Origin of the sequence: Herbaspirillum sp. C7C8, from assembly GCF_022627875.1 — a bacterium.
GTDB lineage: Bacteria > Pseudomonadota > Gammaproteobacteria > Burkholderiales > Burkholderiaceae_D > Herbaspirillum.
Map to the genome: position 1 here is coordinate 125,237 of NZ_JABXGG010000016.1, position 11,635 is coordinate 136,871.

The 11,635-nt window shown below is 64.1% G+C and carries 8 protein-coding genes; 4 read left to right on the forward strand and 4 right to left on the reverse strand.

Annotated features, from left to right (window positions below):
- Complete coding sequence (gene glgB / locus HWE01_RS18090; protein ID WP_034350383.1) at nt 1-2,409, reverse strand: 1,4-alpha-glucan branching protein GlgB; 2,409 nt, start codon at nt 2,407-2,409, stop codon at nt 1-3.
- Nucleotides 2,410-2,588: 179 nt separating this feature from the next.
- Nucleotides 2,589-4,190, reverse strand: coding sequence for a glycogen synthase GlgA (glgA, locus tag HWE01_RS18095; RefSeq protein WP_241822497.1), 1,602 nt, complete (start codon nt 4,188-4,190; stop codon nt 2,589-2,591).
- An 893-nt stretch (nt 4,191-5,083) separates the two neighbouring features.
- Between glgA and HWE01_RS18100 the strand changes: the two genes are divergently transcribed.
- Nucleotides 5,084-5,266 (forward strand): hypothetical protein, encoded by a 183-nt coding sequence (locus HWE01_RS18100; RefSeq protein WP_241822498.1) that lies wholly within the window; start codon nt 5,084-5,086, stop codon nt 5,264-5,266.
- 139 nt (nt 5,267-5,405) lie between these two features.
- Here the strand turns inward: HWE01_RS18100 and norR are convergent, their stop codons facing one another.
- Nucleotides 5,406-6,977, reverse strand: coding sequence for a nitric oxide reductase transcriptional regulator NorR (norR, locus tag HWE01_RS18105; RefSeq protein ID WP_008329251.1), 1,572 nt, complete (start codon nt 6,975-6,977; stop codon nt 5,406-5,408).
- Between the two features lie 167 nt (nt 6,978-7,144).
- Between norR and hmpA the strand changes: the two genes are divergently transcribed.
- On the forward strand, nt 7,145-8,338 hold the full coding sequence (gene hmpA, locus HWE01_RS18110) for an NO-inducible flavohemoprotein (protein WP_008329253.1): 1,194 nt from the start codon (nt 7,145-7,147) through the stop codon (nt 8,336-8,338).
- A gap of 216 nt (nt 8,339-8,554) precedes the next feature.
- Entirely contained in the window at nt 8,555-8,911 is a 357-nt protein-coding gene (locus HWE01_RS18115; RefSeq protein WP_008329255.1) for a hypothetical protein, read from the forward strand.
- Here the strand turns inward: HWE01_RS18115 and HWE01_RS18120 are convergent, their stop codons facing one another.
- On the reverse strand, nt 8,912-9,910 hold the full coding sequence (locus HWE01_RS18120; RefSeq protein WP_008329258.1) for a 2-hydroxyacid dehydrogenase: 999 nt from the start codon (nt 9,908-9,910) through the stop codon (nt 8,912-8,914).
- A gap of 348 nt (nt 9,911-10,258) precedes the next feature.
- On the opposite strand from HWE01_RS18120, the gene HWE01_RS18125 reads away from it, so the two are divergent.
- Entirely contained in the window at nt 10,259-11,545 is a 1,287-nt protein-coding gene (locus tag HWE01_RS18125; protein ID WP_008329259.1) for an MFS transporter, read from the forward strand.
- Nucleotides 11,546-11,635 lie beyond the last annotated feature (90 nt).

Here is an 11,635-nt window from a genome sequence, read left to right on the forward strand (position 1 = left end):
TCAGGACTCTCTGCGCAGGATCAGGGTGGACAGCGGAGGCAGGTTCAGCTCGATGGAAGTCGGGTGGCCATGCCAGCCGACGTCCTGCACTTGCACCTGGCCCAGGTTGCCGCTGTTGCTGCCGCCATAGACGGCGGCATCGGTGTTGAGCACTTCGCGCCAGACCCCGTTGCGGCCGGGTGCAGCGGGCGGCACGCCGATGCGGTAGCGGGTGCGCGGCACCGGCGTCAGATTGACCACGATGAGCACCGGCGGACCTTCATCGGCATAGCGGAAATACGCCAGCACGCTGTTGACGCTGTCGTCGCCCACCGCCCACGAGAAGCCGTCGGCGCGACAGTCGCGCTGGTGCAGGGCCGGTTCGCTGCGATAGAGATGATTGAGATCGCTGACCAGCTGGCGCAACTGGCGGTGCCCGGCAGGATGGCCGCCGTGTTCATCCAGCAGATGCCAGTAGGGCGACTTGTCATGGTCGAACTCGTCGGGCTGGCCGAACTCGCTGCCCATGAACAGCAGCTTCTTGCCGGGATGGCTCCACATGAAGCCGAAATAGGCGCGCACGTTGGCAAAGCGGCGCCATTCGTCGCCCGGCATCTTGTTCAACAGCGCGCGCTTGCCGTGGACCACCTCATCGTGCGATATCGGCAAGATGAAGTTTTCGGAGAATCCATACAGCAGACCGAATGTCATGTCGTGATGGTGATAACGCCGGAACAGCGGGTCATGTTCCATGTAGCGCAGGGTGTCGTTCATCCAGCCCATGTTCCACTTGTAGCTGAAGCCCAGGCCGTGATGATCGGCCTGGTCCTTGACCTCGGCGGTCACGCCGGGCCAGGAGGTGGATTCTTCGGCGATCATCAGCACACCGGGGCAGCGCTGCGCCACCACGGTATTGAGCTCGCGCAGGAAGGCCACGGCCTCCAGGTTCTCGCGACCACCGTGAACGTTGGGCACCCACTGGCCGGACTTGCGGCTGTAATCGCGATAGAGCATTGAGGCCACCGCATCCACGCGCAGACCGTCGACGTGGAAATGCTCAATCCACTCCAGGGCGCTGGCGATCAGGAAGCCGCGCACTTCATTGCGGCCGAGATTGAAGATCAGCGTGTTCCAATCCTGGTGGAAGCCCTCGCGCGGATCGGCGTGCTCGTAGAGCGCGGTGCCGTCGAATTGCGCCAGCCCGTGCTGGTCACTCGGGAAATGCGCCGGCACCCAGTCCAGCAGCACGCCGATGCCGGCCTGGTGGCAACGGTCGACGAAGGCGGCGAAGCGCTCCGGTTTGCCGAAGCGCGCGCTGGGCGCAAACATGCTGATGGGTTGGTAGCCCCAGGAGCCGCCGAAGGGATGCTCCATCACCGGCATGAGTTCGATATGGGTAAAGCCCATCTCCAGCACATAGGGGATCAGCTGATCGGCCAGCTCATCCCAGCTCAGGTTGCGATGGGCCTGTTCCGGCACGCGGCGCCAGGAAGCGGGATGGAGCTCGTAGATGGACATCGGCGCCGAGCGCGACTGGCGCTGTGCACGCTCGGCCATCCACTGCTGATCCTGCCAGAGATAAGGACGAGCGTCGGCCACCACCGAGGCAGTGGCCGGCGGGGCTTCGGTCGCGCGCGCCACCGGATCGGCCTTGAGCGGCAGCAACACGCCGTCGCGCCCGACGATCTCGTACTTGTAGACGTCGCCGGGACCGATGCGCGGGATGAACAGCTCCCACACGCCCGGCTCGTGGCGCAGGCGCATGACGTGGCGGCGGCCATCCCACTGGTTGAAGTCGCCCACCACCGAGACGCGCTCGGCATTGGGGGCCCATACCGCAAAGCGGGTACCGGGTACGCCATCGATCTCCATCGGGCGCGCACCCAGGCAATCGGCCAGCTGACGATGCCGCCCCTCCTGCAGCAGGTGCAGGTCGAGCTCACCGAGCAGCAGGCCGAAGGCATAAGGATCCTCGGTCGCTTGCACGCTGCGGCTGCCGTCGGGGATCGGCCAGTCTACCTCCAGCGTATAAGGCACTGCATGGCGCCGCTGGTCCAGCCCGGTGACCACGCCGCTGAAGAAACCGCTGGCTTGCCCGTGCAGCCGGAATTGCTGCAACTCGCCCAGCAACACGCCACTGTGGCGGCAGCGCACCCGCACTGCGGCGGCACCGGGGTGGAAGGCGCGAAGGGACGACACGCCGCCGGGCTGGCGCCCATAGCGCGGGCCCAGCAGGCTGAAGGGCTGCGCCAGACGCCCTGCCAGCAGGGCCTGAAGCAGGCCCTGTTCTTCAAAGGAAAGGGACAAGGCAGTTTGCTCCGGAAAACCGGTGCAATGAGAGGGCGAAGACGGTTGCGCCGAGCTGGCGTCGGAAACATCTTCCATGGACTCCGTGGAAGCCCTGTACGCCGTGACAGACATGCCGGACATGCACACTCCTGTTGTTGTTATCGGGTTGATCGAAATAACGCAAAAAAGCGAAATCAAAAACCGGCGCGTTGGAGCGGCGCGCCGGCAAACGCTTCCCCTGCCCGGCCCACGTGGACCGAGTGAGGATCAGATCGGAATGTCGCCAGGGCCCAGAGCTCAGCGGGCCCCGCAAGCGTCGCTCAGGCAGCGGCCACTGACACCGGTACGCCCACCGCCCCCGCCAGTGCCGCAGCGATGGCGGCAGCCGGGCTGACCGCGCGCTCATGCTGAGCATGGGCCTGTGCGGCGGGCCGTTCGACGGCCAGCGGACGTGGAGCGAACAGCGGACGCACCGCCATGTCGGCCACGTGGGCATAGGCATCGAGATAGGCGCGGGTCGGTCCGGCCCAGTCGCAGTCGATGCTCATGGCATTGCGCTGCACGCTCTGCCAGCGCTCCGTGTCACCGTAGAGGGCGAAGGCACGTGCCACGGCATGCTGCATGTCGGCTGCGGTCTCGCCTTCGAAGAGCACGCCGGTGGCGCGCTGCGGGTCGAGGTCGGCATCGCGGACGGTATCGACCAGCCCGCCCACACGCGAGCCGATGGGGATGGCGCCGTAACGCATCGCATACAGGGGCGTGAGGCCGAAAGGCTCGAAACGGGTCGGGTGCAGCAGCATGTCGCTGCCGGCGTGCAGGGCGTGGGCACGACGCTCGTCATAGCCGATATGCACGGCGATGCGACCGCGATAGTGCTCGGCCAGATCGAGGAAGGCCGCTTCGTAATCATGGTCGCCACACCCCAGGATCACCACCTGCAGGCGCGGATGGCGCGCCATGATGCCGGGCAGTGCCTCGATCACCACATCGGCCATCTTCTGGTGCGAGATCCGCGAGCCCAGACCCATCACCGGGGCGAAGGGATCAACCGGCAGGCCGAAGAGCTTTTGCAGGTCGCGCTTGCAGGCGGCCTTGCCCTTCATGTTGCCGATGCTGAAGTTGCGGGCAATGAGCGGATCATCAGCGGGATTCCACAGCGCGGCATCGATGGCATTGGGGATGGCGCGCAGGTCCAGCTTGCGGAAGGACAGGATGCCGTCCATGCCGCAGCCGAAGCGCGGGGTCATGATCTCTTCGGCGTAGTTCTTGCTGACGGTGGAGACGCAGTCCGAGAAGCGGATGCCGGCCTTGAGGAAGGACAGCTTGCCCCAGTATTCGACGCCGTCGCCGGTCAGGAGATGCTGGGGGATGCCGATCTGCTCGGCCGATTCCAGCGCAAAATTGCCCTGGAAGGCGAGATTGTGGATGGTCAGCATGGTGCCGATGTGATCCAGCCCGCGCAGCTTGAGCAGGCAGGGAATCAGACCGGCATGCCAGTCGTTGGCATGCACCACGTGCGGCACCGGCAGACTGGTTTCGCCGGCGCAGATGGCCACGGCCGCATGCGACAGATCGGCGAAGCACAGGGCGTTGTCGCTGAACTCGACGCCATCACTATCGACGTAGGGATTGGCGCCACGCTGGCGAAAACGCGCCGTATCCAGCAACAGCGCCGGCACCTCGGTGCCGGGGACGGTGCCGCGCAAGAGGCGGCCGGCGCCACCGGGCAGACCGTGCTTCAAACCGATCTGTACCGTGTCGCCAAGGTTGCGCACCGCCTCCGGATAGGCGGGCATGAGGATGCTGGCATCGATACCGACTTTGCGCAGCGATACGGCCAGCGCCGTCATCACGTCGGCCAGGCCACCGGTCTTGACGAGCGGTACGGCCTCTGAGCTGACTAACAGAACTCGAGCTTGCAAGATGGACCCCTAATGTGTGAAAGCACCTGAGATGGAAAGCATCCTTGGCTCGTCGCATCGCATGGTTTGTCGTCCCGGCCGTGGCTTGATCCGGTGGCCGGGACGAAAACATGTCCTTCTTGTTGATGTTGGACTGGACAGTCTGTTGAGCGCCGATGATTGACGTTATACGGATCGGCAGATCCGCTCACTATCGGACAGCGGCCTGAGATGGCGTAGGATGAATCCTACTGTTGCAGCGCGGCGAAAAATCCCTCATGCGCGCCTGCGTTGACGCGCTGCGCCGGTATCTTGCTGGCGGCTTGCGGTGGTCGATCACGGAAGAGCTGGCAACGCTGCATTGGCACTGCGTTGCCAGATGAGCTGATGAAACGGCGCAATGATTCGGGCGGCATGAACGCTTTGAAGCATCCAAACCATCCATACCATCCAAACTATTTAAACGATTTAAACCATTTAAATACTTTAAATAATTTAAATCGTTTCGCAGCGAGCGCCACCAAGACGGCAAGCAGAAAGTGCGTCCCGAACCCTCATTGCTTACGTCAGGTGCAAGGAAGCTTCATGTTAGTGAGCCGGGGACGGAGGCGCAAATTGAACCTCGCTATGTGCAGCCCGTCGTCATTGCGCCCCTGTATCCCTCATCCTTGGCAGCGACCGCCCGGCCCCGGACTCAGGCGTCGGCCCAGGAGGATTGCCAGGCATCAACATTGCGCGTCTTCCTACAAAAATTTAAGCCGCTCACTACCTGTTGCAGCGCAACCAAAACGGCTAATATTGCATCATTCGGATTGCCAAAACGTTCATATCCCTGATATCGCGTAGGGCAGTCCCGCCCGCCCTGCATTGCCACCGGCGGGCCTGCACGAGATTTTCATCCCTTGGAGATCATCATGTCGCAACTCAACCCCGGCATTACCGGCACCGACCCTGCAAGCGTACCCGTGAAGGTCGTCAGCGCCCCGCCCGAAGACCTGCAGCACGTCAACGACGATGCCGCAGCGGCCCGCAACCTGACGGCCATCCGTATTCGCGGCCAGCTGGCAGAACTGGACGTGGAGCACCAACAGCTCTGATGTCGTCCCGGGCTTCGCGGTTTTTGACACGAAGCTTCATGGCCGTTGCGGCCGGAATCAGGAAGGGTCCCGGCCCTGAAGGATTCCGGCCGTTTTCTTTTCTTTTTCTTCATATCGCCCCTAAACCACCGTCCTACGGCTAGCGCAGGCCGAGGCGCCTGGCCAGGCGGTTCAGGTTGGCCCGGTCCAGGCCCAGTTCGCGCGCGCTGGCGGCCAGGTTGCCGCCATGGCGCTGCAGGCTGTCGGCCACCAGCTTGCGCTCGAAGCGCTCCACCGCGGACCGCAGGTTCGGCGCCGGACCCGGATCATCCGGCTCCGGCGCACTTTGCTGCGGCGGCGCTGCCGTGCGTGCCTGATCCAGTTCGAGCGAGGTCGCCTCCAGCGTGAGGATGTTCGGCCGCCGCGCCTGCGCGGCCAGGGCGCGCAGGGCGCTGCGGCCGATCAGGTGCTCCAGTTCGCGGATGTTGCCGGGCCAGGGGTACTCCAGCAAGGCGCGCTGGGCGTCGGCGGACAGGCGCAGGCTGGCCAGGCCCAGGCGCGCCCGGTTCTGTTCCAGGAAATAGCCCGCCAGCAGCAGCACGTCACGTCCGCGCTCGCGCAAGGGCGGTACGCGAATCGGGAAGACCGAAAGACGATGATAGAAATCAGCCCGGAAATGGCCGCGTTTGACCTCCTCGGACAGATCGCGATTGGTGGCCGCGATCAACCGAACGTCCACGCGGTGTTCGCGGTCCGAGCCCACCCGCTGCAACTGCCCGCTCTGCAGCACCCGCAACAGCTTGGCCTGCACCGACAGCGGCAGTTCCCCGACTTCATCCAGGAACAAGGTGCCGCCATCGGCCATCTCGAACTTGCCCCGTCGATCCGCCACCGCGCCGGAAAAGGCGCCGCGCACGTGGCCGAACAATTCGCTCTCCACCAGGGTGTCGGGCAAGGCGGCACAGTTCAGGCTGATCATGGGCTTGTGGGCGCGCGGCGAAGCGGCATGCAGGGCGTGCGCCACCAGCTCCTTGCCGGTGCCGGTCTCGCCGCTGACCAGCACGGTCATGTCGCTGGGCGCGGCCATGCGGATCTCCTCCAGCAGTTGCTTCCGGGCGGGACTCTGTCCGATCAGTTCGCGCTTGCCCTGGCTCTCCTCCAGCCCCAGCCGGTAGGCTTCGGCGCGCTGGCGTGCCTGTTCCCCGGCTTGCGCCAGATCGTCGATGCGTTCGGCCACGTTGACTGTCGCCGCCGCCAGTGCCGCAAAGGCTTGCAGCGAGGCCATGTCCACCTGGTCGAAACGGCCCGCCCCCAGCGCATCGAGCGTGACCAGGCCCCAGGGGCGACCATTGACGGACAGCGCGCACCCCATGCAGTCATGCACTTCCAGCGCGCCCGAATGGGCATCGTTCAAGCCGTCGACCAGGCCATCGTAAGGGTCCGGCAGAGTCGAATCGGCAGGAAAGCGTGTCGGCGCGGCATTGGCCAGCAGGACGCCGAAGCGCGGATGGTCGGCAATGCGGAAACGTCGTCCCAGCGTGTCACTGGCCAGTCCGTCGATGGCCAGCGGCACCAGCATCTCACCCTCCAGCCGCAGCAGCGCAGCCGCATCGCAGGGAAAGAGCGTGCGCAAGGTCTGCAGCAGGCGGCGATAGCGCTCACGATCATCGATCTGGCGCGAGAGGTCGGCCACCAGGGGCAACAAGGCGTCCAGCAGCACTTTTGAGGTCATATCGACTACCAGCGAAAGAATAAAAAGTCATTATGACACAGGTCATTACTACCTCATCAATCAGCAAGTCATTGATTTCATTGGATTCATGCGGTGGCACGCGTCTTGTAACAAGGAGAGTGAACCGGCTATTCCGGCCCCTTCCCCACTCACCTGAAAGGTTCAGCATGCTTACCGATGCCCAACTCGCCATCGTCAAATCCACCGTTCCCCTGCTCGAATCGGGGGGCGAGGCGCTGACCACGCATTTCTACAAGATGCTCATGCGCGACTATCCGCAGGTCCACCCGCTATTCAACCGTGCGCACCAGGCCAGCGGCGACCAGCCGCGGGCGCTGGCCAACGGCGTGCTGATGTACGCCCGCCACATCGACCGCCTGGAGGAACTGGGCCCACTGGCCGCGCAGATCATCAACAAGCATGTGGCCGTGCAGGTGCTGCCGGAGCACTACCCGATGGTGGGCGACTGCCTGCTGCGCGCCATCCGCGAAGTGCTGGGTGCGGAGATCGCCACCGATGCGGTCATCGACGCCTGGGCCGCCGCCTATGGCCAGCTGGCCGACATTCTGATCGGCGCAGAACGCCAGCAATACGATGCCAAGGCGGCCGCACCCGGTGGCTGGCGCGGGGCGCGCAATTTCGTCGTCACGCGCAAGGTGGCCGAGAGCGAGGAGATCACCTCCTTCTACTTCGTGCCGCAGGATGGTGGTGCGCTGATGGACTTCGAGCCGGGCCAGTACATCGGCCTGCGCATGGTGGTCGACGGACTGGAGCAGCGACGCCAGTATTCACTGTCGGCACCGCTGCGTCAGCACGGCCAGCCGCTGCAGTACCGGATCAGCGTCAAGCGCGAACCCGAAGGCAAGGTCTCGCGCCAGCTGCATGACCAGATCCATGTGGGGTCGGTGGTGGAACTGTTCCCGCCCGCCGGCGACTTCACGCTCAGCGCCAGTGACAAGCCACTGGTGCTCATCAGCGGCGGCGTGGGCGTTACGCCGATGATGACCATGCTGACAGCGGCCCTGCCGACTGGTCGTCCGGTGCATTTCATCCACGCGGCGCGCCACGGCGGCGTGCATGCCTTCCGCCGCCAGGTGGAAGAGCTGGCAGCGCGGCATCCGCAGTTGCGGGCGCATTTCTGCTATGAGCGGGCGCGGGCGGGCGACCCGGCACCATATGCCACCGGCTTCATCGATGCCGCGCTGCTGCAGCAATGGCTGCCGGCCACGCGCGATGTGGATGCCTACTTCGTCGGTCCCAAGCCGTTCATGAAGGCCATCAAGGCTGCACTGGGCGCGCTGGGCGTCCCGGCGGCGCAGAGCCGATATGAATTTTTCGGACCGGCGGCAGCGCTGGAATGACCCTGGCACGCCAGACCGGCGGCCAATGGAGCGGGGGCGGCATGTGCCCCCGCCGGACTCCTGGCGACAGTATCCCCCCTCTGCGGCAAGTGAAGTCATTTGCAGAATTGACAGGGGCAGCCCACGCCAATCCCACCAGGATTGATCTTCGACATGTTTTCCGCGATGCAGCAAATGCTATGCTGGGCGCTCCCCCTCCTCCGCCGAAAGACAGTCATGAGCGAAAAGCTGAGCGCCGAGCGCCACACCCCCGATGAACTGACCCAGGAACTGGAAGCGCTGGACATGGAAATCGTCCGCTGCGCCGTCATCTGCCAGGTGCGCCTGTTCGATCCCGGCGTGCTCAACCGGGTGCTGGACAACAATGAACAGGTATGCGGTCAGTATCATCCGACCGCCTTCCAGAGCCTGCGCGGCCTGCTCTACCTGCATTTCGACATGCAGCGGCAATTGACGCAGACCTATGGTGCGGATGACGCCGAGCACATCATCCGGCGCGTGTACGCGTACTTGCGTCCCCGCATCGGTGACCAGTTGGGGACGCTCTTCGACCCCCACCACCCGAGCGCCTGATCAGGCCACCCGCCGCTCACCCAGGTCGGTCCCGGCGGCAAAACCGCTGAGGTTGTCGATCGTGGTCTGCATGATCTGGCCGATGGCTTCTTCGGTGAAGAAGGCCTGGTGGCCGGTGACGATCACGTTGGGAAAGGACACCAGCCGCTGGATGACGTCGTCGGTAATGATGGTCGAGGACAGGTCCTGGAAGAACAGGCTGGCTTCCTGCTCATAGACATCGATGGCCAGGCCGCGCAAGCGGCCGCTCTTCAGGGCGGCAATGGCCGCTTCCGTATCCACCAGGGCGCCGCGGCTGGTATTGACCAGGATGCAGCCGGGCTTGGCAAGCGCCAGGCTGTCGGCATTGACCAGGTAGCGGGTCGATTCGGTGAGGGGGCAATGCAGCGAGATCACGTCACTGGCGGCGAAGAGTTCATCGCGGCTCACGTAACGCCCGCCCGGCGCCTCGAAGTCCGGATTGTGATGCAGGTCGCTGCCCAGCACGGTGCAGCCGAAACCGGCCATGATGCGGGCGAACAGCGCGCCGATCTTGCCGGTCCCGATCACCCCCACGGTCTTGCCGTGCAGGTCGAAGCCCATCAAGCCTTCCAGCTCGAAATTGCCTTCCCGCGTACGCAGGCTGGCACGCGCGATCTTGCGATTGACTGCCAGCAGCAGGCCCACGGCAAACTCGGCCACCGAATACGGCGAGTAATCCGCTACCCGCGCCACAGTGATGCCCAGCCGACGGGCCGCCTGGGTATCGATGTGATTGAAGCCGGTAGAACGCGTGGTGACGAAACGCACGCCCAGCCCGGCCAGCCGCTCCAGCACGGCGGCCCCCAGGTCGTCATTGACGAAGGCCGCCACGGCCTCGCAGCCACTGGCCAGTTGTGCAGTCGTGCTGTCCAGACGATCCTGCAGGAAGATCAGTTCATGTCCGGCACCACAGGCGGCATTGGCGCTTGAGAGCAGGGTCTGGTCGTAACGGCGGGCGCTGTAGACGGCGGTTTTCATGGGGACCTTTCATGGAGGTACTGTGCGACCCGGATTCGGGATCATGGCGCTTTGCCGCATTGCACCATAGTCCGGCGGACATCACCTTGATGCAGCGCAGTTTGTCCTGCCCAGGGCGTTTTGTGAGAGAAATGGCGCCTGAAGCTTTCATCCAGCTATCGAAAAAACCGATATTTGCATACGCAGTGCAGCAAGCCGGTCCTACGGGCCGCTTTCAGGCATAGAATCCCCGGCGCAATAGCTGTTCCCACTAAAAAAGATCCTGACACAGGCTGCCGCAGGGCAGTACGAGACAGGCGCAAGACCGGAATCAACACGGTCCGCCCAACAGATAACGAGGCACATCTCATGACGACATCCACTTCTTCACCCTCGAAGTTTTCCACGGTGCTGCGCGTGACCAGCGGCAATTTCATGGAAATGTTCGATTTCTTCCTGTTCGGATTTTACGCGACGCATATCTCCAGGGCCTTCTTCCCCAGCGGCAACGATTTTGCCTCGCTGATGCTGACCTTCATGACCTTCGGCGCCGGCTTCCTGATGCGTCCGCTGGGCGCCATCATCCTGGGCGCCTATGTGGACCGTGTCGGCCGCCGCCAGGGCCTGATCGTGACCCTGGCCCTGATGGCGCTGGGCACCATGCTCATCGCCTTTGTCCCGTCCTACGCCACCATCGGCGCGCTGGCCCCCATGCTGGTGCTCATCGGCCGCCTGCTGCAAGGCTTCTCGGCCGGCGTGGAACTGGGCGGCGTGTCGGTCTACCTGGCCGAAATGGCCACGCCCGGCAACAAGGGCTTCTACGTGAGCTGGCAGTCGGGCAGCCAGCAGGTGGCCATCATCGTGGCGGCCGGCATCGGCTACCTGCTCTCGACCACGCTCACGCCGGCCCAGGTCGGTGACTGGGGCTGGCGCGTTCCCTTCTTCATCGGCTGCCTGATCGTGCCGGTACTGTTCGTGATCCGCCGCTCGCTGCAGGAGACCGAAGAGTTCATGCGCCGCAAGCACCGCCCCAGCACCGGCCAGATCTTCCGCTCCATGATCGAGAACTGGAAGCTGGTGATCGCCGGCATGATGCTGGTGTCGATGACGACCGTGTCGTTCTACCTGATCACGGTCTACACCCCGACCTTCGGCAAGAAGGTCCTGATGCTGTCCACCGAGTCCAGCCTGATCGTGACCTTGTGCGTGGGTCTGTCCAACTTCATCTGGCTGCCCATCATGGGCGCGCTGTCGGATCGTATCGGCCGTCGCCCCATCCTGGTGACCTTTACCGTCCTGACCATCCTGACCGCCTACCCGGCCGTGAACTGGCTGGTCCATGACGCCAGCTTTGCCAAGATGCTGATGGTCGAACTGTGGCTGTCCTTCCTGTACGCCAGCTACAACGGTGCGATGGTGGTGGCGCTGACCGAAGTGATGCCGGCCGACGTGCGCACCGCAGGATTCTCGCTGGCCTACAGCCTGGCCACCGCCGTCTTCGGCGGGTTCACCCCGGCCATTGCGACGGGTCTGATCCAGGCCACCGGCGACAAGGCCGCCCCGGGCATCTGGATGAGCGCAGCCGCCGTGTGCGGGCTGATTGCGACCCTGATCTTGTACCGCAACAAGGCGGCACCGCAGGCGGTGACGGCCTGAGACTGATTCTTGTACTAGAACCCATTTCATAAATAGGCGTGAGTGCGAGCGAGTCCCGTTTGGGATGAAGTGCAAGGCGCGAATTTGGGT